Annotated in this window: 23 protein-coding genes and 1 pseudogene; 11 read left to right on the top strand and 13 right to left on the bottom strand. The window is 68.3% G+C overall.

Annotation, left to right across the window (positions count from 1 at the left end):
• Window positions 1-81: 81 nt before the first annotated feature.
• Window positions 82-663 (bottom strand): TetR/AcrR family transcriptional regulator, encoded by a 582-nt coding sequence (locus ACFXI3_RS31400; protein ID WP_378404410.1) that lies wholly within the window; start codon window positions 661-663, stop codon window positions 82-84.
• Window positions 664-741: 78 nt separating this feature from the next.
• Between ACFXI3_RS31400 and ACFXI3_RS31395 the strand changes: the two genes are divergently transcribed.
• On the top strand, window positions 742-2136 hold the full coding sequence (locus ACFXI3_RS31395) for a cytochrome P450 (RefSeq protein ID WP_378404408.1): 1395 nt from the start codon (window positions 742-744) through the stop codon (window positions 2134-2136).
• 134 nt (window positions 2137-2270) lie between these two features.
• On the opposite strand, the pseudogene ACFXI3_RS31390 reads toward ACFXI3_RS31395, so the two are convergent.
• A pseudogene (locus ACFXI3_RS31390) lies at window positions 2271-2426 on the bottom strand (SulP family inorganic anion transporter); the annotation flags it as partial.
• Between the two features lie 154 nt (window positions 2427-2580).
• Between ACFXI3_RS31390 and ACFXI3_RS31385 the strand changes: the two are divergent.
• The 4 genes from ACFXI3_RS31385 to ACFXI3_RS31370 are packed head-to-tail and all read left to right on the top strand — an operon-like array spanning window position 2581 to window position 5305.
• Entirely contained in the window at window positions 2581-3147 is a 567-nt protein-coding gene (locus ACFXI3_RS31385; protein WP_378404406.1) for a TetR/AcrR family transcriptional regulator, read from the top strand.
• A gap of 9 nt (window positions 3148-3156) precedes the next feature.
• Window positions 3157-4356: an FAD-dependent monooxygenase gene (locus ACFXI3_RS31380; protein WP_378404404.1), complete on the top strand. Its 1200-nt coding sequence runs from the start codon at window positions 3157-3159 to the stop codon at window positions 4354-4356.
• A complete protein-coding gene (locus tag ACFXI3_RS31375) occupies window positions 4353-4850 on the top strand; it encodes a nitroreductase family deazaflavin-dependent oxidoreductase (protein WP_378404402.1) in 498 nt (165 codons plus the stop codon). Before ACFXI3_RS31380 ends, ACFXI3_RS31375 begins: the two co-directional genes overlap by 4 nt.
• Window positions 4850-5305, top strand: coding sequence for an NUDIX hydrolase (locus ACFXI3_RS31370; protein WP_378404400.1), 456 nt, complete (start codon window positions 4850-4852; stop codon window positions 5303-5305). The genes ACFXI3_RS31375 and ACFXI3_RS31370 overlap by 1 nt, the downstream gene beginning before the upstream one ends.
• A gap of 36 nt (window positions 5306-5341) precedes the next feature.
• Here ACFXI3_RS31370 and ACFXI3_RS31365 read toward each other — a convergent pair whose 3' ends face one another.
• From ACFXI3_RS31365 to ACFXI3_RS31355, 3 genes are read right to left on the bottom strand one after another with little or no spacing between them, the layout of a single operon-like run.
• Window positions 5342-6091 (bottom strand): class I SAM-dependent methyltransferase, encoded by a 750-nt coding sequence (locus ACFXI3_RS31365; protein ID WP_378404399.1) that lies wholly within the window; start codon window positions 6089-6091, stop codon window positions 5342-5344.
• Between the two features lie 20 nt (window positions 6092-6111).
• Window positions 6112-6444: a VOC family protein gene (locus ACFXI3_RS31360; protein WP_378404397.1), complete on the bottom strand. Its 333-nt coding sequence runs from the start codon at window positions 6442-6444 to the stop codon at window positions 6112-6114.
• A 24-nt stretch (window positions 6445-6468) separates the two neighbouring features.
• Window positions 6469-7242 carry an oxidoreductase gene (locus tag ACFXI3_RS31355; RefSeq protein ID WP_378404395.1) on the bottom strand — a complete coding sequence of 258 codons (774 nt, stop codon included), beginning with the start codon at window positions 7240-7242 and terminating at the stop codon, window positions 6469-6471.
• 81 nt (window positions 7243-7323) lie between these two features.
• Between ACFXI3_RS31355 and ACFXI3_RS31350 the strand changes: the two genes are divergently transcribed.
• Entirely contained in the window at window positions 7324-7902 is a 579-nt protein-coding gene (locus tag ACFXI3_RS31350) for a TetR/AcrR family transcriptional regulator (protein WP_378404393.1), read from the top strand.
• Window positions 7903-8195: 293 nt separating this feature from the next.
• Here the strand turns inward: ACFXI3_RS31350 and ACFXI3_RS31345 are convergent, their stop codons facing one another.
• Window positions 8196-8756 (bottom strand): heme-binding protein, encoded by a 561-nt coding sequence (locus ACFXI3_RS31345; protein WP_344286894.1) that lies wholly within the window; start codon window positions 8754-8756, stop codon window positions 8196-8198.
• Window positions 8757-8938: 182 nt separating this feature from the next.
• On the opposite strand from ACFXI3_RS31345, the gene ACFXI3_RS31340 reads away from it, so the two are divergent.
• Window positions 8939-10057, top strand: coding sequence for a sensor histidine kinase (locus ACFXI3_RS31340; protein ID WP_344286892.1), 1119 nt, complete (start codon window positions 8939-8941; stop codon window positions 10055-10057).
• Window positions 10058-10098: 41 nt separating this feature from the next.
• Window positions 10099-10686, top strand: a complete 588-nt coding sequence (locus ACFXI3_RS31335; RefSeq protein ID WP_378404391.1) for a response regulator — start codon at window positions 10099-10101, stop codon at window positions 10684-10686.
• 7 nt (window positions 10687-10693) lie between these two features.
• Here the strand turns inward: ACFXI3_RS31335 and ACFXI3_RS31330 are convergent, their stop codons facing one another.
• From ACFXI3_RS31330 to ACFXI3_RS31305, 6 genes are all read right to left on the bottom strand, one after another.
• Window positions 10694-10915: a hypothetical protein gene (locus ACFXI3_RS31330; protein ID WP_378404389.1), complete on the bottom strand. Its 222-nt coding sequence runs from the start codon at window positions 10913-10915 to the stop codon at window positions 10694-10696.
• Between the two features lie 70 nt (window positions 10916-10985).
• A complete protein-coding gene (locus ACFXI3_RS31325) occupies window positions 10986-12344 on the bottom strand; it encodes a serine hydrolase domain-containing protein (protein WP_378404387.1) in 1359 nt (452 codons plus the stop codon).
• Window positions 12345-12421: 77 nt separating this feature from the next.
• On the bottom strand, window positions 12422-12895 hold the full coding sequence (locus ACFXI3_RS31320) for a MarR family transcriptional regulator (protein ID WP_344286886.1): 474 nt from the start codon (window positions 12893-12895) through the stop codon (window positions 12422-12424).
• 48 nt (window positions 12896-12943) lie between these two features.
• Complete coding sequence (locus ACFXI3_RS31315) at window positions 12944-13822, bottom strand: SAM-dependent methyltransferase (RefSeq protein ID WP_378404412.1); 879 nt, start codon at window positions 13820-13822, stop codon at window positions 12944-12946.
• Between the two features lie 39 nt (window positions 13823-13861).
• Window positions 13862-14764 (bottom strand): Scr1 family TA system antitoxin-like transcriptional regulator, encoded by a 903-nt coding sequence (locus ACFXI3_RS31310; protein WP_378404385.1) that lies wholly within the window; start codon window positions 14762-14764, stop codon window positions 13862-13864.
• A gap of 151 nt (window positions 14765-14915) precedes the next feature.
• The gene (locus tag ACFXI3_RS31305) at window positions 14916-15146 is read right to left on the bottom strand and encodes a DUF397 domain-containing protein (RefSeq protein ID WP_378404383.1); all 231 of its coding nucleotides are present in this window, start codon (window positions 15144-15146) and stop codon (window positions 14916-14918) included.
• Between the two features lie 943 nt (window positions 15147-16089).
• Here ACFXI3_RS31305 and ACFXI3_RS31300 point away from each other — a divergent pair.
• A complete protein-coding gene (locus tag ACFXI3_RS31300; protein WP_378404381.1) occupies window positions 16090-16488 on the top strand; it encodes a hypothetical protein in 399 nt (132 codons plus the stop codon).
• A 172-nt stretch (window positions 16489-16660) separates the two neighbouring features.
• Window positions 16661-17689 carry an adenosine deaminase gene (gene add / locus ACFXI3_RS31295; protein WP_378404380.1) on the top strand — a complete coding sequence of 343 codons (1029 nt, stop codon included), beginning with the start codon at window positions 16661-16663 and terminating at the stop codon, window positions 17687-17689.
• Window positions 17690-17764: 75 nt separating this feature from the next.
• On the opposite strand, the gene ACFXI3_RS31290 is transcribed toward add, so the two are convergent.
• On the bottom strand, window positions 17765-18634 hold the full coding sequence (locus tag ACFXI3_RS31290) for a helix-turn-helix domain-containing protein (RefSeq protein WP_378404378.1): 870 nt from the start codon (window positions 18632-18634) through the stop codon (window positions 17765-17767).
• Window positions 18635-18736: 102 nt separating this feature from the next.
• Here ACFXI3_RS31290 and ACFXI3_RS31285 point away from each other — a divergent pair, with 102 nt between their 5' ends.
• Entirely contained in the window at window positions 18737-19642 is a 906-nt protein-coding gene (locus tag ACFXI3_RS31285; protein ID WP_378404376.1) for an MBL fold metallo-hydrolase, read from the top strand.
• The last annotated feature ends 8 nt before the right edge of the window (window positions 19643-19650 follow it).

Raw genomic sequence — 19650 nt, 5'->3', positions numbered from 1 at the left:
GGCCGTGAGGGGAACCCTGAGGGACTCAGAGTCCCTCAGGGTTCCCCTCACGGACGCGGGCAAGGGAGAGCAGCCCGTGGATCAGATCGTGTCGGGATCCACGTCAACTGCGGCGAAAAGCGTTCGCGCGCACAGGTCCCGCAGCTCCTCCGTGCTGATTTTCGGCTCGTCCAGCCAATCCAAAATCAACGTCGCCACAAACGAAAGCCACCCTCGGACCGCCAGTTGCGTCGTTGCGGTTACTGGGCGTAGCAAACTCACCGCGGCCAGGATTCGCTCGGCGTTCGCTGCCATTCCGGCCTCGCAGATTTCCCGGATTTCGCGGTCCGCGTCGCCGGCGCTGCGGTGCACGATGCGGTAGCCGTCGGGATGGGTGCGGGCGAATTCCAGGTATACCTCCAGCCCCGCGCGCAGTTGCTCGGCCACCGGCAGTGCTGGGTCGGGTTCGCTCATCGCCAGCAGTTGGTCGCGCTGGACGCGGACGATCGCGGCGAAGAAGTCCTTCTTCGTGGGGAAGTAGTGGTACAGCAAACCGCGCGAGACGCCTGCGATTTCGGCTACCTCTTCGATCCACACCTCGTCGTAGGGGCGTCCCGCGAACAGGCCTGCGCCGATGGTCAGCAGCTGTTCGCGCCGCTGTTCGGTGCTCAGGCGCGTCCGCATCTTCCCAGCTTACTTGACACCGGTTCAGTAGCGGGGGATGGTGACCCTATTGGATGCGGGTTCAGTAGGGAGCGAACTGTGGACACCACCGCGATTCCGCACCGGCCGGGTCGGTTGCCGGTGCTCGGGGACCTGCTCGGGACCAATGTGCGCACGCCGTTGCAGAGCACCATGCGCGCCGGCGCGGGGCTGGGGCCGATTTTCACCCGCAAGTTCTTCGGGCTGGAGATCGTGTTCGCCTGCGGGCTCGACCTGGTCACCGAGCTGAACGACGAGTCGAGGTTCGGCAAGCACGTCGGCCTCGGCGTCGAGCGTTTGCGCGGGGTCGTCGGCGACGGGTTGTTCACCGCGCACACGCGCGAGCCGAACTGGCGGCTGGCTCACGACATTCTGCAGCCCGCGTTTTCCGCCGAGGCGATGCGCCGTTACCACTCGATGATGCTCGAGGTCGCCCGCGAGCTGACGGCGTCGTGGGACGAGGCGACCGGTCCGGTGGATGTCGCGGCCGACATGACGCGGCTGACGCTCGAGACGATCGGCCTCGCCGGGTTCGGGTACCGGTTCGGGTCGTTCGAGCGGGCCGAACCGCATCCGTTCGTCACCGCGATGATCCGGGCGTTGCGGTTCGCGCAGCTGGACAACGTCAAGCTGCCGTTCGTGCGGCGTGCGCTGGCCGGGTCGTCCGCGCAGAATCAGGCTGACATCGCGACCATGACGAATCTGGTCGACGAGGTCATCGAGAGCCGCCGCCGGGAAGGCGGCGAAGCGCGTGACCTGCTCGGCCTGATGCTCACCGACGGGCACCCGACGACGGGGGAGCGGCTCGACCCGGTGAACATTCGCAATCAGGCCATCACTTTCGTGGTCGCGGGCCATGAGACGACCTCGGGCGCGCTGTCGTTCGCGTTGTACTACTTGACGCGGCATCCCGAACTGCTCGAGAAGGCCCGCGCCGAGGTCGATGCGGTGTGGGGCGATCGCGAACCGGCGTTCGGGGATGTGGCGAAGCTGCGGTACGTCCGGCGCGTGCTCGACGAGGCGATGCGGCTGTGGCCGACCGCGCCCGGCTACACCCGGGAGGCTCGCGAAGACCTTGTGCTGGGCGGAAAATACCGGATGCGCAAGGGAGATTCGATCATCGTTCCGCTGCCGATGCTCCACCGCGACCCGACGGTGTGGGGGCCGGACCCGGAGAAATTCGACCCGGACCGCTTCGAGCCGGCGGAGGTGCGGAAGCGTCCGGCTCAGGCGTACAAACCGTTCGGCACCGGGGAACGCGCGTGCATCGGCCGCCAGTTCGCGTTGCACGAAGCGGTGCTGGCGTTGGGGATTATGTTGCAGCGCTACGACTTCGAGGCAGATCCCGCGTACGAGCTGAAGATCGTGGAATCGCTGACGCTGAAGCCGAGCGGGTTCACTGTCCGGCCGCGGATCCGCGAGCGGGCGACGGAGCTGACCTCAGCTGGCCGCTAGCTCCCCGGACAGCGTCTCGTGCATCGACGCGCGTCCCGGATGTGCGCGGACGAGAGGCCGATGACTGCTCGATCCGGGTCGTCGGCGTAGTCGAATTGATAGACAAGATCGTTGCTGGACGCGAGGTTGTCGGGGAACGTCGACAGCCGGGTCCGGCTGCTCGCGACCTTCACGTTGATCATCGTCCGGCCGATCATCGCGCAGCCGCCCATGCCGCTGAAAATCCCGGTGACGACGTTGGCGATGCTCTGCCCGACCGCTTCGCGGGTCTTGTTCGAGTGCGTGTCCGTGGATGACGCCGCCTCCCGCCTTCAGGTGAGTCTTGGATCACTCGCTTTACCTGGTCCATCGGGCCGCGCTACGATCAGGGCAGTCGTACAGGACGATCGCCCTGTACGACTGCACAGGGCGATCGAACAGGGCGATTGACCGAGATGGGGCGGGATGAGTTCTCCGGCGGCGGCACGCGGCCAAGAGGTACGGCAGCGGTTGCTGGCAGCGGCGACGGAGCTGGTGCCGGAACGCGGCTGGACCGCGGTGAGCACCCGCGTGCTGGCGGATCGCGCCGGGGTGACGTCGAGCGTGGTGCACTACCACTTCCCGTCCCTGCAGGCGTTGCTGCGCGAGGCGGTCCTCGACGCGATGCGCGAGGTGCTGGAGAGCGTCGGCCCGGCGCTGGCCGCGACGCAGAACCCGGCTGATCTGGTCTCCGCGCTGTTCGGGTCGGTCGAGCCGTACAGCGGAGTGGATCCGTTGTCGGTGCTGTTCGTCGAGGCCTACCTGGCGGCGCGGCGCGACGACGAGCTGAGGGAACAGATCGGGGGACTGCTCCTGGCGTTCCGCGCGCAGGTCAGCCGCTGGCTCGCCGAACGCGGCGTTCCCGAACCGGATGCGACCACGGAGGTGCTGGTGGCGACCATCGACGGCCTGCTGCTGCACCGCGGCCTCGCCCCCGGCGGCGATCCGGCAGTGGTCACTGCCGTCCTGCGAGGGCTGGTCACTCAACCTTAGGGGGATGCGATGAGAATCCTGGTCTGCGGCGCTGGCATCGCCGGGCTGGCCGCGGCGAACCGGCTGTCCGCGCTGGGCAACGAGGTGACGCTGGTCGAGCGGTCGCCCGGCCCGCGCCCGCAGGGATACATGATCGACTTCTTCGGCACCGGCTACGACGCGGCCGAGGCGATGGGTGTGCTGCCCGCGATCAAGGAGGCGGCGTACCCGGTTTCCGAAGCGGTTCTCCTTGACGCACAAGGGAAGCGCCGATCCGAGATTCAGTTCGCCCGGTTCGCGCGCACCGTCGGCGGCCGGTTGCTGAGCGTCCTGCGGCCGGATCTGGAACAGGCTTTGCGCGCGACGCTGCCCGCGGAGGTCGAGTTTCGGTACGACAGCGGGGTAGTCGCGGTCGAGGACGACGGAGACCGAGTCGTCGCCACCCTGTCGGATGGTTCGGTCCTGGAAGCCGATCTGCTGGTCGGTGCCGACGGAATCCATTCCACGGTCCGGCGGCTGGTGTTCGGCGAGGAATCGCAGTTCCTCCGCTATCTCGGCTTCCACACCGCGGCGTTCCTGTTCAAGTCGCCCAAGATCCAGGCAGCGGCGGCTGGCCGGTTCTGCCTCACCGACACCGTCGGTCGCCAGATGGGTTTCTACGGTCTGCGCGCCGGAACGGTCGCCGCCTTCGCCGTCCATCGCACGCCCGATCCCACCATGCCCGACGACATCCGGGCGTCGTTGCTGGACACCTACGGCTCGCTGGGCTGGATGGTGCCGGAAGCGTTGACGCACTGTCCGCCGTCCGAGGAGATCTACTACGACCAGGTCGCCCAGATTGAGATGCCGACGTGGAGCAAGGGCCGGGTCACGCTGGTCGGGGACGCGGCGTATGCGGTGTCGCTGCTGGCCGGACAGGGCGCGTCACTGGGCATCGGAGGGGCGTACGTGCTGGCAGATCAACTGAACCGAGCGTCGACCATCTCCGAGGGGCTGGCGGAGTACGAGCGGCTCTGGCGTCCCGTCGCGGCTGACAAACAGCAAGTCGCCCGCAACGGCGCGCGCTGGTTCCTCCCCAACAGCAAGCCGCAGCTCCAGTTGCGTCGGCTCGCGCTGAAACTGGCGCGGTTGCCCGGAATTGACCGATTCGTGGCCGGAAGTTTGACCGGGAAATCCACTGCGCTCATCACGAACCTGCACCATTCGGCGAGGGAAGGAGTCCGACCGTGAACCCGATAGCGCGCACGGTCTTCAAGGCGCCGGCGAAACTGTACGACCGCGACCTGGGTTGGGTGCTGGGCAAGCGTTTCCTGTGCCTCACGCACGTCGGTCGCAAATCCGGCCGGCAGTACCGGACCGTGCTGGAAGTGATCGGCCTCCGTCCTCAAGCCGACGAAGTACTGGCCATCGCCGGTCTGGGCCCGTCGTCTGACTGGTACCGCAACATCCAGGCGGCTCCCGCGGCGGAGGTCGCGATCGGCCGCCGAAAGTTCGCTCCCCAGTACCGGATCCTCGACGAACCCGAAGCAGCCGACGCCATCGCGGACTACGAACGGCGAAACCTGCTGCTGCGCCCCGTCCTGCATCCCGTGCTGAGCAAACTGCTGGGCTGGCACTATGACGGCTCCGACGCGGCGCGGCACCGGATGGTCCAGCAGTTGCCGATCGTCGCCTTCCGCCCGCGCGGCGGAGCCGAAACCGACCAAGAGGGTACTGACCACTGATGAACTACATCGCCGAACTGCGCGAACTGGTCGGCACGCGTCCGCTGATCCTGCCCGGAACGTCGGTGCTGATCGCCGACGAACGCGGCAGGCTGCTGCTGGTGTTCCGCGGGGAAAGCCAGGACTGGGGCCTGCCCGGCGGGTTCCTCGACCCCGGGGAGTCCTATGAGGACGCTGGCCGGCGCGAGGTTCGGGAGGAAATCGGCCTGGTGGTAAGGGATCTCGAACTGCTGGGTGTCTATTCCGGACCGGAGTACTTCTACCGGTACCCGCACGGTGACGAGGTCCATAACGTGACCGCCGCGTTCACCGCGACCGTCGAGAACACCGAGGTCGCTGTGGACGGGACGGAGATCACCGGGTACGAATTCTTCGAGCTGGACCGGTTGCCGGACGACATCATCGCCCCGGAACGGCCGATCGTCGAGGACTACGTGAAGCGGTTCGGCAGCTAGCTCTTCGGCGGCAGATTTCCTGCCGCGACGGCTGTTTCAGAGCCGTCGAGCGCGCAGTACACAAGTCGACATCGGCAGTGTGAACGTCCCTGACGCGGTCTCCGGCCGCTCCGCGAGGAAACCACGGATCCGGTCAAGCGCCGCGGACCGCTCAGGTTCCGGCAGCACCAGCATCCCGGCCCGGGTGGACAGAGTCGCGACCAACGTGTCAGCGGTCCGGTCCTGACCGTGCGGGAACTCGGCTCGCTCCGGCGACTCGAACCTGGTCGGCGAACCGGCTTCCGGAAGATGCGCGGTCGCGGAACGCCAGCCGGACGGGGTGTCGCGCGGCCCGATCGCCGCGCTGCCGCTGACCCGCGCCAGCTCGGCGACCCAGTCCGCCTGGTCGTCCACGACATTCCACAATCCGGCCAGAATCCCGCCGGGCGCAAGGACTCGCGCGATCTCCGGGCCGGCGGCGTCCATGTCGAACCAATGCATCGCGTTGCCGGACAGCACGGCGTCGACGGACCCGTCCGGCAGCGGGATCGTTTCGGCACTGCCTCGCTCGGCGCGGACGTCCGGCAGCGCGCGCCGCAGTTCGCCTAGCATCGCCGGGTCCGGCTCGACCGCGATCACGTCGGCACCCAAAGCGGCGGTGAGTTTTCCGGTGCCCGCGCCGAGATCGAGCACCCGAGGCCCGGGTGCCGCGTCGAGAGCCCAGCGCACCGCGGCCTGCGCGTAGTCCGGACGATGCTCGGCGTACGCGGACGCCGCCGCACCGAACGACAAGGCAGGGTGATTCATCCGCCGAGCCTATCGGAGCTTCAGGCCTGCCGAAGGCAGAACGGATGCCCAGCCGGACTGGCATACACGCGGCCGGAAAGCCGACGCGCACCCGCCTCCACTGCCCGTTTCTCCGCCGCGGCAAGATCGTCCGCGGTGACGTCCAGATGCATCTGCTGCGACCCTCCGTCCGGCCATTCCGGCGGCAGCTGCCCGGCGGCGTGCTGAATCACCAGCACCGGAAACCCTTCAGCCCGCAGGAGGTGGTGAGTTTCCGTCGTCGCGACCGAACCGCCGAGCAGCCGATGCCAGAACGCGCTCTCCTCCTCAAGCGACGCCGCGTCGATGATCACCGCGCCAAGCTTCAAATCCATGGGACACTCCCTCTGTTACGACGGTCAGACGGCCGGGATAATCCCGCCGTCGACCCGGAATTCCGCCCCGGTCAGCCATTTCGCCCGGCTGGACGCGAGAAACGCGATCATCTCCGCCACGTCCGACGGATCGCCCGGCCGCCCCATCGGCACGCCCAGCCGGTCCACGATCTGCTGCTGGATCTCGTCCACCCCAACGCCTTCCTGGGACGCGATTTGCTGAAGATGTGCGGCCGCGCCTTCCGTGACGACAAACCCCGGCAACACGCACACGACCCGCACGCCCTGCGCGCTGATCTCCGTCGCCAGCGAGCGGCTGTACACATTGAGAGCGGCCTTCGCCGCCGCATAAGGAGCTTCACCGCGCTGCGGCAGGTGACTCGCGATCGACGACACGTGCACGACCACGCCGGACCCGCGCTCGACCATCCCCGGCACCAGCGCACGATCGAGGCGAACGGCGCTGAGCAGGTTCATCTCCAGGTCGGCGAACCAGGATTCGTCGGTCCGCTTGAGCGTCGGCGAGGGTTCGGTCGCCGCTCCCGCGTTGTTGACCAGGACGTCGACCCCGCCGACGCTCTCGACCACCCGGCGGCCAAGCTCCGCCGCGCCTGCTTCGGTCGAGAGGTCCGCGGGGAGAAACGTCGCGGGCAGATCGTCCGGCGGTGCGCTGCGCGAAGCCGTCAACACGGTCGCGCCGGCGGCGGCGAAGCGGCGGACCGTTGCCGCACCCAGCCCTCGGCTGCCGCCGGTCACCAGCACGCGGAGGCCCGCGAGACCCTCGTCCGGAACTGTCATGGCATCGCTCCCGCACTAAGGTGAGTCTGACTCCGGAAACGATACACTAAACTGAACCGGACTCACTTTATGGAGGTGCTGGTGCCGTCCACCCGTCCGTTGCGCGCCGACGCGCGACGCAACCGTGATGCGCTCCTCGCCGCCGCGCGAGAAGCGTTCCTCGCCGGAGAGTCCGACGCGCATGTCGACGAAATCGCCAAGCGGGCCGGGGTGGCGGTCGGCACGCTCTACCGGCACTTCGAGACGCGGGAAGCGCTCGTGGAAGAGGTGTACCGGCAGGAAGTCGACCAGTTGTGCGCTGTGCCGGCTCAACTGCTCGCACAGCACGCGCCAGACGAGGCGTTGAGATATTTCCTGCTGCGGTTGGTGGACCACGCGGCCGTCGGCAAGGGGATGGCGGTCGCGCTGGAGAGCATCATGGCGACGGATTCGCCGGTGTTCGAGGACGCCCGTGCGCAGATGGCGGGTGCGCTCGACGAGTTGCTCGACGCCGGTGCCGCGGCCGGAAAGCTCCGCGCTGACATCGGCGGACGCACCATGCTGCGCGCCCTCGGCGGGATGTGCGGGATGCGCATCACGGAGGGCTGGCGGGACGAGGCGGTCCGGATCACGGAGATCCTGCTCGACGGATTGCGGTACGGGGCTGTGCGGACTTCGTGAGCGGCAGGGGTCGAACGGGCTGATGCCGGGGCGGCTGCTCGGGCAGTTCGCCTGCCGCTTGTCGGCGAGGTCGACCGGTTCCTGTCGCGGGGATGGCTCGGGCTCAACCAGGGCATGGTCCTGGGATCGAGGCGGGCAACATCGGCAGGTTCACCCAGACCCGAAGCCCGGGCTCAAGGCAACCAACACCGGCGGATTCAGCCAAAAACCTCGCCCCGGCCTGCGGGCCTCGCCGTCAACGACGAGGCCCGCCGAACCGGAACCGGACCACCGGCCGCATCTCCGCGGGAGTCTTACTTGCCGAGCGCGTCCACCCCGGCCTGCGCGAAGCTCTCGTCCTGCGCACCGGAGGGCGCGCCGGCCACGCCGACCGCCGCGATCGGGGCGTTGTTCGCGTCCACCGGGACCGCTCCGGCGAGGAACAGGGTGCCCTTGATGTCCTTCAGGGTCGGGGCCTGCTGCAGCCGGCCGGTCAGCTCGGAGGTCTTGGCGTTCCACGAAACCGCGGTGAACGCCTTCTCCTCGGCCGACGAGTACGACTGCGGGCCCGCCCCGTCGCCGCGCAGGGTGACGATGGTGTTGCCGTCGCGGTCGACCACCGCGACCGACACGTGCTGGCCCGCCTTCTCGGCGGCGGCGAGCGCGGCCTGCGCGGCCTTCTGCGCGGCGGCGATCGACAGATGAGTGGTCTGGACCAGGCCCTTCGGCGCGGCCTGAGCGGGAGCGGCGGCGGGGGCGGCGGACGCGGCCGGGGTGGCGGCGTTGGCGGCCAGCGCGCCGGTGGTGGCGGCTCCGATCACGGCGAGGCCGCCGACGACGGTGGCGATGCGGGTCTTGGCGGTGAAGTTCTTCATCGGGTGCTCCTTGGCTTGTCCGGCTTGATGCGTTCATCGTGCGTCCGGGACCGCCTTCACCGGATCGGAGTCTCGGCTCGCCTCGCGGCGCGGAACGGCCGACACTCAGGTCATCCGATCGGCTGATGCCGGCCGGGTTCGCACAGGTCAGGCTCCACTGAGGACCTGAAACGGAGGTGGCGATGACTGATCGGGACGCGCGCTGGCTGGCCGCGACCATGCACACGGCGTTCTTCCTGCTGCTGGTCGCGTCGATCGTGCGCTTCCTCGACCACCATCACGGCGAACCGGCCGCGCCCTGGGTGATCGCGCTGACCGGCTGCCTCGCCGCGGTCTACGCGGTCGGCCTGGTGCTGCGGGTGACCGGTCCGGAGGAGGTGACCGTGCCGTATCTGGCCTGGCTGACCGTCGTGACCGTGCTGTGGGTGGTGCTCGTGCTGCTCGCGCCGAGTTTCGCGTGGTGCGCGGTTCCGCTGTTCGTCACTGGCCTCCGCACGCTGCCGACCGTTCCCGCGTTAGTGCTGGTGACGCTGGTGACCGCGCTGGTGGTGCTCTCCCAGAACCGGCTTTCGACCGGCTTCGACCCGAACCTGACCATCGTGCCGGTCGCCGTCGCCGCCGTGACTGCCGCGGTGATCACGTACCTGCGGCGGCAGGCGGTGCGGCTGCGGGAAACCGAGCGTCGCGCGGGAATGCTGGACGAACGGCAGCGGCTGTCTCGCGAGATTCACGATGCCTTGGCGCAAGGTCTGTCCAGCCAAGCGATGCTGCTGCAAGCGGCCGACCGCGCGTGGGCGAACCCGGACCTGGCGCGCGAGCATTTGCATGCGGCACAACAGATCGGTACGCGAAACCTCGCCGAAGCCCGCGGTCTCGTGCAAGACCTGGCCCCGGCCGATCTCGACGGACACTCGGTCGAGGAGGCGCTGCGCAACGTCGCCGAACGCGAACCGCGGCCGGTGCGCGTCCAGGTCGACGGGCCCGCCCGGCCGCTGCCCAGCCGCGTGCAGTCCACTTTGGTCCGGATCGCGCAGGGTGCGCTGGCCAACGCGCGCGAACACGCGGACGCGTCGGGAGTGGCGCTCACCCTCACCTACCTAGACGATGAGGTCGTGCTGGACATCACCGACGACGGCCGGGGTTTCGACCCGGCCGCCCCGAGCGCCGAGGGCCGCGGCCACGGCCTGCCCGCCATGCGCGCGCGGGCGACGCAGCTCGGCGGCCGGCTGACCGTCGAATCCGCGCCCGGCCAGGGCACCGCCATCTCGGCCGCGATTCCGTTGGGACCCAACCATGTCTGACGATCAGCCCATTCGGGTCGTGCTCTGCGACGACCCACGCCATGGTCCGGGCCGGACTGCGCGCGCTGCTGGCCGGCGCCGGTGGAATCGAGGTCGTCGGCGAGGCGGCGACGGGGCAGGAAGCGCTCAACCTCGCCGCCGCGTTGCGGCCGGATGTGGTGTTGATGGATTTGCAGCTGGGCGACGGAATGGACGGCGTGGAAGCGATCCGGCGGCTCCGCTCGGCTCCGACGCCGCCGCGAGTGCTGGTGCTGACCACGTATGACACCGACGCGGACATCACGCGCTCCATTGAGGCCGGTGCCACGGGATATTTGCTGAAGGCCGAGTCCGCCGACGAGCTGTACGCGGCGATCCGGTCGGCCGCGGCGGGACGCACCGCGTTGTCGCCGCCGGTGGCCGACCGGATGATGGCCCAGCTGCGCGCGCCGCGGCCGACGCTCACTGACCGCGAACGGGACATTCTCGAACAGCTCGCGCAGGGGCTGGGGAACCGCGAGATCGCGCGACGGCTGTTCATCAGCGAGGCGACGGTGAAGACGCATCTGGGGCGGATTTACGAGAAGCTCGGCGTGGATACCCGGGCCGGTGCGGTCGCCGTCGCGAAGGAGCAGCGGTTGTTGTCGTGAGTTGCGGTCACGAGGTTTTCGGTGTGGCTCGCATTCCGATGTAGACGCACGGGCTGCCGTTGGCGAGCTTGGAGAACACCACCGGTACCGGGTTCGCGCCGAAGGATTCTCCGCAGGCGGCGAACACTGTTTCGGTCACCGGCACCAGCTCTGCTTCCAGCGGTGGTGACCTGATCGGCGCTGTGCTGTCGTCGGCCCGGCTGGTCGTGGTGATCGCGCCTTCTGGCATGTTGATACCCGGGCTGGTGCGGTCGCCGTCGCGAAGGAGCAGCGGTTGTTGTCGTGAGTTCGGGTTGTGGTCATGAGGTTTTCGGTGTGGCTCGCATTCCGATGTAGACACACGGGCTGCCGTTGGCGAGCTTGGAGAACACCACCGGTACCGGGTTCGCGCCGAAGGATTCTCCGCAGGCGGCGAACACTGTTTCGGTCACCGGCACCAGCTCTGCTTCCAGCGGCGGCGACAGGTCCTTCATCCCGTCCACGAACTCGTACCTGATCCGCGCTTTGCCGTCGTCAGCCCGGCTGATCGTGGTGATCACGCCCTCCCGCGCATAGGTCCCGACCAGCGGCGCGATATCGACCGCGGGCGGGTCGGCCGGCGGCGCGAACGGCGGCGGCATCTCAACGTCGGCCAGTTCGCGCAGCAGTTCGCTGAACAGCTCGTGGTACAGCCGGTCGAAGTCGCCGCCGTTGGTCAGCAGTACGACCGCCACGCTGGCGTGCGGGACCACCCGCAGGAACGAATGCTGCGCGACGGAACTGCCGTCGTGTCCGAATCCGGCGACGCCGTTCCAGTCGTAGAGCGTCCACCCGAGGCCCCAGCCGTCGGCGGAGACGGTCCACTTGTCCGGGCTGTCGACCACCCGGCGCTGCATCAGCGCGACCGCGTCGCTGGACAGTACGCGCGTGCCGTCGGCCGCGACGCCGCCGTCCAGGTGCATCTTCGCGAAGCGTGCGACGTCGCCGGCGGAGATGATGACGCGGCCGTACGGTCCGGCTGAGCGCGGCATCAAATCCCAGACAGGCGTGGGTTCCTCGCCGAGGTGGCTCATCGCCACGCGGAAGCGCAAAGCCTCCTCGGGCAGCGTCATCGAGTGTTCCAGCCCAAGCGGGGTGAAGAGCAGGTCTTTAACCGCTTGGTCCCACGTCTTGCCGGTCACGACCTCGATGACCCGGCCCAGCACGGCGTACCCGACGCTGCTGTAGGACAGCGCCGTGCCGGGCGGGCAGTCCAGCGCCACCCCGGCGGCGGCTTCGACGTAGCGGGCGAGGCAATCGTCGCCGCGGCCGGAGTCGTAGGTGAAGTCGCAGGTCAGGCCGCCGGTGTGGCTGAGCAGCTGCCGGACGGTGATCGTCTCGGTGGCGACCGGGTCCGGCGTCGCGAATTCCGGCAGCAGCTTGACGATCGGGGTGTCGAGGTCGAGGGCGCCCGCGTCGGCCAGGTTCAGCACGACGGTCGCGGTGTAGGTCTTCGCGAGCGAGCCGGACAGGAACACCGAGTCGGTGGTGACCTCGACGCCGGTCCCTCGGTGCAGGACGCCGCTCGCGAGTTCGTGCACCTCTCCGCCGTCGAGCACGGCCAAGGACGCACCCGGAACGCCGTGGGCGGCGCGCAGAGTGTCGAGCCGGGCCTGCCAGTGCGCGTGATCGAAAGACATCAGTTCTCCCCAGTGAGATATTTCGGGCAGGGCGAAATCGCCTGACGAGATTCGCCAGGCGCGTGGTGAAGCCGGATTTACTTGCTGTGCAAGGCTTCGCGCCGAGCGCGCCATTCGACGGCGAGCTCGGGCATCCGCTCGGCGAGGAACTTCGTGAACTCCGCGAGTTCTTCCAGCCGCGCCCGTCGTTCAGCGGGCTGATCGGTCATCGCTTCCAGTCCGCGTCGCGCCAGTGCGCTGAGCGAGGCGTACTCGGACTGGTTGTCGAGCAGGCGCAGCCACACGTCCGGAGCGAGCCGCACGCGGTCGACCCGTTCCCCGGCCGTTCGCGTGCGCTGGACCCAGGACCACTCTTCGAGTTCGCTGATCGCGCTGGTGACCGCACTGCGGCTGGCCCGCAGCGCGCCCGCGAGTTCGGCGATCGTCTGCTGCTGCGGATCGCAGAGCAGCAGCCAGCCGATCACCCGCCCGGTCATCGGCGTCATGCCGTACTGCCGCGCGAAGTGGCGGCCGGCGTCGTCGGCGAACGCGAGTTCCCAGTCCTCGTCCATGCAGCTCAAGTTAGCGTAATGACTGAGATAACGCAAATCTCCGTCATTTCAGATGGATAGCTCCTTGCGTGCCACCCCGGCGAGCAGCAGTGACTCGTTGGCCGCGCAGAGCGGGAGCGGCTGGTCGTCCGGGCCCGCCTCCTCCGGATGCCACAGCGGCGTCCAGGTGACGCCGGGGTCGAGCAGTGCGAAGTCCCCGAACAGTTCGGTGATCTCGGCCCGGCTGCGGTAGATGAGATCGGTGCCCGCGTTGGCGTACCGCTCCTTCGCGTCGGCGAGGAGTTGCTCGCAGTGCGGCGGGACGCCCTCGTCGGTGACGTGGGACAGCGCCAGATACGACCCGGGCACGAGGAGATCGCGGTAGGCGGCGACGGAGCCGGGCCCGAGGTCTTCGGCGCCGCCGCTGTCCGGGGCGGGCGGCTGCCCGAAATGCAGGACGGAGATGAGCAGCAGGGCTACCGGCTGGTCCAGGTCGATCACGCCCGAGCCGGCGAGCAGGGACCACAGCCGCCGCGGGTCGCGCAGGTCGGCGTGCAGGGCGACGTGCCGGGCCGGATCGCCCTGGTCCCGCAGCAGGCTGGTGGAATGCGCGACGGCGACCGGTTCGCAGTCGACATAGGCGACTTTCACCTCTCCGGGGGCGATCTGCTCGGCGATTTCGTGCGCGTGCCCCATCGTGGGGACGCCGGAACCGAGGTCGACGATTTGCCGTATTCCCTTGCGCACCAGATGCCGGACCACCCGGTGCAGAAACCTCCGGTTGGCCTGCGCGATCGGGCGCACCATCGGGTAATCGCGCAGCATGCGTTCGGCGAACTGCCGGTCGATTTCCCAGTTCGCGGTTCCGCCGAGGTAATAGTCGTAGACGCGGGCCACGCTGGGATGGCTGAGGTCGATCCCCGGCGGCGGAAAGGACTCGTGTTCCAGGCCAGTCACCAGCTTCTCCTCGTGGTCGACGGCGCGGGATCAGCGTAGCCGCTCTCCGGGCCGCCGGACAGCGGGCGTACGGGTGCTGATCAGATCCGCTTCGGCTTCTTCGAGAAGAATTGCCGATTCCTCCGCCGAAAGGGCGACACTCGAAAGGGATTCCCAGGATTGCAGATCGGTGTCGTAGGTTTCGGAGTCGTTCATGAACGTCTGGACGCCATTCGACGTTTCGGCGAACGAACGGTCGAGCTTGCTGTTGGCGAACTGCAAAATCGTGAAATCGGGGCCGACGTGCAACGGCCCTTTCTCGAAAGGCACGAACCGGATCGTCGCCCCGGGATGGTTGCGGGCGAGGCCGAGCAGATGCCGGACCTGGCCGAGCGCGACGTACGGGTTGTCCGTGTGCGCCCGCGTCAGCCGGTGGACCGCACTTTCGCTGAGGATGAACTTGTACGTCCGGTCCGGGTAGTCGTCGAGGAGCTTGGCCCGCAGCTTGCGTTCGTGCACGGCGTCGGTCACGTCCGTGCGGCCGTAGGCCTGGAACTGCTCCATCATGTAGTCCTCGGTCTGCAGCATCCCGCTGATGCGCTCGCCGGTCCACTTCAGGACGATCGCGGCTTCCTGCTCGGCCTCGAACACCGGATGGAACCAGGCGGGGCTGGCCGCGAGGCGGCGGGCGTTCCACACCCGGTCGGCGCGGGAGGCCTGGTTGTACTGCCGCATCGTCGCCGCGGCGGCGGGAGCGACCTCGAGGAAGCCGATCCACTTGTCGAGCAGATGCGGGTGGACGCGGGTCCTGCCCCGCTCCATCTTGCTGATGTTCGGCTGCGTGTAGCCGAGGGCGTCGCCGAGTTCGCCCTGGGTCAGCCCGCGTTCGACGCGGGCGGCGACGAGAAGCTTGCCCAGCTCGACCAGCTGGGCCTCGACGGAAAGCCGGCTCACGAGGCGCGAGCCGTCCGATCGGGGGAGGCGGAGATACCGTTGCCGGGCACAAAAGCATAGTAGTCCTAGCATTACTCCCGGCCAAGACGGGCGGAGCCCGTCCGGGGCGTCCGGGACGTGTTTCGGGCGGGGGGACCGGGATGCCGATCTTTCAGCGGTCGAACTGCCCCTCGCGCAGCGCGCCGGCGAACGCCTCCCATTCCTGATTGCCGAAGACGAGCGCGGGGGAACGGCCGATCTTGGAATCCCGTACCGCGACAAGATCGGGATCGCTCAGATTGACTTCGACGCAGTCCCCGCCGTTGCCGCCGCACGCCGAAGGCCGCTGCCAGGCGGTGTCGTCGAGCGAAGAACTCACGGTGTTCGGATCGTAAGAACTCATGATTCGTCCTTGTCAAGCCGTTGTCTTTTGCTGGCATATTCAACTCAGGATCAAGGATGGAATATGCCGAAGCAAGGCGCGGACTTGCACAATCCCGAAATGGGCCGATAGGTTCACCTGTTTGGCGTCGGGGCGGTTTTCTCGCGGTGATCGAGGGTGCGGGCTCTGTCCTGTTCATGGCCGGTATTTGTCCAGTGCGGCAGCGTTATTGGCTGGTCGGCAGCATTCCGGCGAACCGCGTCCGGGTCGCCGTAAGCCGTGGCGGCAAGGCATGTAAGAATATTCTGGCTCGCCCGGTAAGGCATGCATATTCCAGTCGGCGGATGCCTGGGGGCGTGCGATGAACGGAGTAGTTCGCGTGGGTTGGCTGAATGCCAATTTTTGTCCCGCGATCCGGTTTTCGTGAGAAAATCACTGGTCAGAGCTCTTGGCGACGACTGGCAGCGCCGCTGTCGCGGTTCTTCGCGGTCCTTTCTCTCTGATCACATGCTACCACTCTTGTGGGTGATGAAAAGCGGTTCCTGATGCGCTAGAAATCGCCGCTTACCTCCGGCTGGATGGGCGTTTTGTCCTGTGCCAGTGGGTGCGAGCACGGAGGGTGACTCGGCATTTATCCAGGTGGGGGCAGGTCGGCACCTGATTGGACGCGCGCGAGCCGGAGTTCGGTCGAGGAGTTCGTTTTCGCCGAAGTCCGCGGAAGTGTAGGGCTGAACCGGCGGACTGATATCGCGCACGGTAGTTCGTCGTGTCTCTTTACCGTTAATCGACAGCTGGGCGCCGCTCGGCGAGACGACCGTCAGTAGGTCTCGAGGTCTGCCCGCTCTTGGCCAAGATGAGAACTATCGAACTGGGTCGCGCGCCCGGAGAGATAGATGTGGCCCCCTGTTGCAGCAGGGGGCCACGGGGATGTCTGAAACCTCTTCTAGGCAAAGGAACAGACGGCATGACTCTACCGCTGGAGAACGCCGGCCCGCCAGACGACGACCGCGCCGGACGAGTGGAACGCGTCGAATTCGGCGCGGCCGTCGCACCGGCCCGCGGCGGGCGGCGGATCGCGACTCGGGACGAGATGGTGGCCGCCGCGACGAAAGTCTTCGCCCGCCGCGGCCCGGGACGGCACCGCAAACCGGTCGCACGGGGCCGGTGGGTGTGTGCGGCGTCCGGGGCGCTGGCGTGGGTGACGCCAGTGTTGTGGGCGTGCCTGCAACTGGCCTTCGCCGCGAGCGTGATCAGCACGGTGGCGCTGCTGATCAGCCCGGTGGTCGGGGTCGCGGTCGCCGGACTGGTGCTGATCTGCAGCGCGGTGCTGTTCAACCAGGCGCGCCCCAGCCATCGGCGGTAACGGCTTCCCGCGGATTTTCCGTGTCCTGCGGCTGATCTCCGCTACAGTGGAGTCCGTGCCGGAGTTCCAGCTGCCGCTCTACGGAGCCGACCGCGATCGTGGCGACCTCGCTCCCTGAGTCGTCCCGTTTTTCTTCCTCCGTCACCTCATTCTTTCTTCAGGGAGCTTCCTCATGTCTGGCCTGCGCGCGTTCGTTCACGCCCTGCCCAAAGCCGAACTGCACGTCCATCTCGTCGGTTCCGCCAGCGTCGAAACAGTTCTGGCGCTGGCCCGCCGGCATCCGGAGGCCGGCGTGCCCGCGGATCTTGCTGAGCTGGAAGAGTTTTTCGTGTTCCGCGACTTCGATCATTTCCTCAAGGTCTATTGGGCCGTCCAGTCGATGCTCAAGGACCGCAACGACATCCGCACCCTCGTGACCGGTCTCGCGGCCGAACTCGCCCGCCAGAACGTCCGCTACGCCGAAGTGACTGTCACGCCGTACAACCACCTCCTCGACGGCCTGCCCGGCGACGAACTGCTCACCGGGCTCGTCGAGGGCCGCACCGTCGCGAAGGCGGAGCACGGCGTGGAATTGGCTTGGTGCTTCGACATTCCCGGAGAGAAGGGCCTCCGAGCCGGACGGGAGACCGCGGTGTTCGCGCTGCGGGAACGTCCGGACGGACTGGTCAGCTTCGGCCTCGGCGGCCCGGAAATCGGGGTCGGCCGGGCACAATTCGAGCCGTTCTTCACCGCCGCGCGCGAGGCGGGCCTGCACAGCGTGCCGCACGCCGGGGAAACGAGCGGTCCGGCGACCATCTGGTCGGCCGTCCACGACCTCGGCGCGGAACGCGTCGGCCACGGCACGAGCTGCGCGACGGACCCGGCGTTGCTGGCCTACCTCGCCGAACACCGGATCCCGCTGGAGGTGTGCCCGACGTCGAACGTCCGGACTCGCCAGGTGCCCTCGATCGCGGCGCATCCGGTGCGGCGGATGCTCGACCACGGGCTCGTTGTCACGCTCAACACCGACGATCCGCCGATGTTCGGCGCGACCCTGGAAGGCGAGTACCTGACGGTGGCGACGACGCTCGGTTTGCGGGCGGCTGAGGTGGCTGAGCTGGCGAGGAACGCGGTGCGGGCTTCGTTTCTGGGGGAGGCGGGAAAGGCGGAGCTGCTGGCGGAGATCGACTTGGTGGCGCAGGACGCCGGCGCGGAGGTTTGACCGGCTGAGGCGCGGCGGAAGCGGCCGTCGACGTTACTTGGCCAGCGTCTTTCCGCTGGCCGCGGTCCCGATCGGTCAGTTCGCCGTGCGCACCGTTTCGTCCGCGTCAGAGGTCCGCTCGCTGACTTGGCGAAGCAACGCCAACGCCTCCTCCGAAGCCGAGCCGGCCGGGGTCGTGCACACGATCAGCACCTGCTCCGGCGACCGCGCCACCGACAGCGTCTGCTGTGTCACCCTCACCCGCCCCACCACCGGATGCCGCAACTCGTACGAATCGGCGTCGCACGGGCCGACCCGGTGATCGCGCCACAGCGAGACGAACTCCGGGCTCTTCATCGTCAGCTCGCCGATCAGTTCGGCCAGCAGCGGGTCGTCCGGGTGCTTTCCGACGGTGATGCGCAGGTTGCCGACCACCGCGCGGGCCTTGCGTTTCCAATCCGCGTACAGGTCGCGGCAGTGCGGGTCCAGGAACAGCATCCGGCTCAGGTTGGGGCGTTGGGCCAGGTCCAGGTGCCCGGCCAGCAGGGCATGGCCGAGGGCGTTCCACGCCAGCACGTCGGTGCGGCGGCCCAGCACCAGCGCCGGGACGCCGTCGACTGCGCGGAGGAGGTCGCGCGTTTCGTCGGCCAGCTTCTCCGGGCGTGGACGGCGCGGCTTGGGCGTGCGGCGCGCCGCGTCGGCGAGGCGGTCGAGGTGGGCGCGTTCGTGGGCGTCCAGTTGCAGGGCGCGCGCGATCGCGTCGAGCACCTCGGCTGACGCGCCTCGGGAGAGTCCCTGCTCCAGCCGCGTGTAGTAGGAGACGCTGACGCCGGCCAGGTGCGCCAGCTCTTCCCGGCGCAGGCCGGCGACACGACGGCGTGGTCCGACGTCCGCCAGGCCGACGTCGGAGGGGTGCAGCCGGGCTCGTCGTGCGTGCAGGAAGTCGCCTAGCGGGCCAGCGGTCATGGCTTCCACTATCCGCCGGGTGCGACAGCGCTGCCACACCCTGCGCGGGGTAGGAAAACGCGGGACTGGTCCGGGCGCGCTCGGGCGCCCAGGCTCGGTCGCATGGACGAGATCATTCTGGGCGACGTCACGGTCACCCGCGTCAAGGAGTTCTACGGCTCGGTCGAGATGCGCCCGGACCAGTTCTTCCCGGACAGCCCGGCGGGCTCGTGGGACGAGCACCGCGGCTGGCTGGCCCCCGATTTCTGGGATCCGGAGACCGGCGAATGCCAGTCGGCGATCCAGTCCTGGCTGCTGCGCAGCGAGGGCCGCACGATCCTCGTCGACACCGGCGTCGGCAACCACAAGGACCGGCCGTACGCGCCGGTGTGGAGCCGCCTCGACACCGGCTACCTCGAGCACCTCGCCGCCGCCGGTGTCTCGCCCGAGGACGTCGATGTCGTCGTCAACACCCATTTGCACATCGATCACGTCGGCTGGAACACCCGCCTCGACGGCCGAGGCTGGGTGCCGACCTTCCCGAACGCCACCTACCTGATGCCGTTGCGGGACTTCGAGTTCTGGGATCCGGCGAACGAAAACGAGACCGTGTTCGGGCGCGGGAACCAGAACGTCTTCGAGGACAGCGTCGCGCCGGTGCGGCAGGCGGGTCAGGTCCAGCTGTGGGACGGGACGTACCGGATCGACAAGAATCTGCGGCTCGACCTCGCGCCCGGGCACACGCCCGGTTCGTCTGTCCTGACGCTGGATTCCGGTGGCGACCGGGCACTGTTCGTCGGCGACCTGGTGCATACCCCGCTGCAGATCGCGGAGCCGGAGACCAATTCCTGCTTCTGCGAGGACCCGGCGGAGGCGCGGGCGACTCGGCGCGCTCTGCTCGGCCGTGCTGCCGAGGACAACGCGCTGCTGTTCCCGGCGCACTTTCCTGGATCCGGGGCGGCGGAGGTCGAGCGGGACGGGTCGAAGTTCGCGATCAAGAAGTGGGCCGGGTTCTCCCGGATCTCCTAGAAAGAAGT

It is taken from the genome of Amycolatopsis sp. NPDC059235, assembly GCF_042754125.1.
Lineage (GTDB): Bacteria > Actinomycetota > Actinomycetes > Mycobacteriales > Pseudonocardiaceae > Amycolatopsis > Amycolatopsis albidoflava.
This window is presented reverse-complemented; position numbering and strand designations above follow the sequence as displayed.

Coding starts and splice junctions, on each gene's coding strand:
- ACFXI3_RS31400 (WP_378404410.1), bottom strand. CDS start 663: ATGCGGACGCGCCTGAGCACCGAACAGCGGCGCGAACAGCTGCTGACC.
- ACFXI3_RS31385 (WP_378404406.1), top strand. CDS start 2,581: ATGAGTTCTCCGGCGGCGGCACGCGGCCAAGAGGTACGGCAGCGGTTG.
- ACFXI3_RS31380 (WP_378404404.1), top strand. CDS start 3,157: ATGAGAATCCTGGTCTGCGGCGCTGGCATCGCCGGGCTGGCCGCGGCG.
- ACFXI3_RS31370 (WP_378404400.1), top strand. CDS start 4,850: ATGAACTACATCGCCGAACTGCGCGAACTGGTCGGCACGCGTCCGCTG.
- ACFXI3_RS31365 (WP_378404399.1), bottom strand. CDS start 6,091: ATGAATCACCCTGCCTTGTCGTTCGGTGCGGCGGCGTCCGCGTACGCC.
- ACFXI3_RS31360 (WP_378404397.1), bottom strand. CDS start 6,444: ATGGATTTGAAGCTTGGCGCGGTGATCATCGACGCGGCGTCGCTTGAG.
- ACFXI3_RS31355 (WP_378404395.1), bottom strand. CDS start 7,242: ATGACAGTTCCGGACGAGGGTCTCGCGGGCCTCCGCGTGCTGGTGACC.
- ACFXI3_RS31345 (WP_344286894.1), bottom strand. CDS start 8,756: ATGAAGAACTTCACCGCCAAGACCCGCATCGCCACCGTCGTCGGCGGC.
- ACFXI3_RS31340 (WP_344286892.1), top strand. CDS start 8,939: ATGACTGATCGGGACGCGCGCTGGCTGGCCGCGACCATGCACACGGCG.
- ACFXI3_RS31335 (WP_378404391.1), top strand. CDS start 10,099: ATGGTCCGGGCCGGACTGCGCGCGCTGCTGGCCGGCGCCGGTGGAATC.
- ACFXI3_RS31330 (WP_378404389.1), bottom strand. CDS start 10,915: ATGCCAGAAGGCGCGATCACCACGACCAGCCGGGCCGACGACAGCACA.
- ACFXI3_RS31325 (WP_378404387.1), bottom strand. CDS start 12,344: ATGTCTTTCGATCACGCGCACTGGCAGGCCCGGCTCGACACTCTGCGC.
- ACFXI3_RS31320 (WP_344286886.1), bottom strand. CDS start 12,895: ATGGACGAGGACTGGGAACTCGCGTTCGCCGACGACGCCGGCCGCCAC.
- ACFXI3_RS31305 (WP_378404383.1), bottom strand. CDS start 15,146: ATGAGTTCTTACGATCCGAACACCGTGAGTTCTTCGCTCGACGACACC.
- ACFXI3_RS31300 (WP_378404381.1), top strand. CDS start 16,090: ATGACTCTACCGCTGGAGAACGCCGGCCCGCCAGACGACGACCGCGCC.
- add (WP_378404380.1), top strand. CDS start 16,661: ATGTCTGGCCTGCGCGCGTTCGTTCACGCCCTGCCCAAAGCCGAACTG.
- ACFXI3_RS31290 (WP_378404378.1), bottom strand. CDS start 18,634: ATGACCGCTGGCCCGCTAGGCGACTTCCTGCACGCACGACGAGCCCGG.
- ACFXI3_RS31285 (WP_378404376.1), top strand. CDS start 18,737: ATGGACGAGATCATTCTGGGCGACGTCACGGTCACCCGCGTCAAGGAG.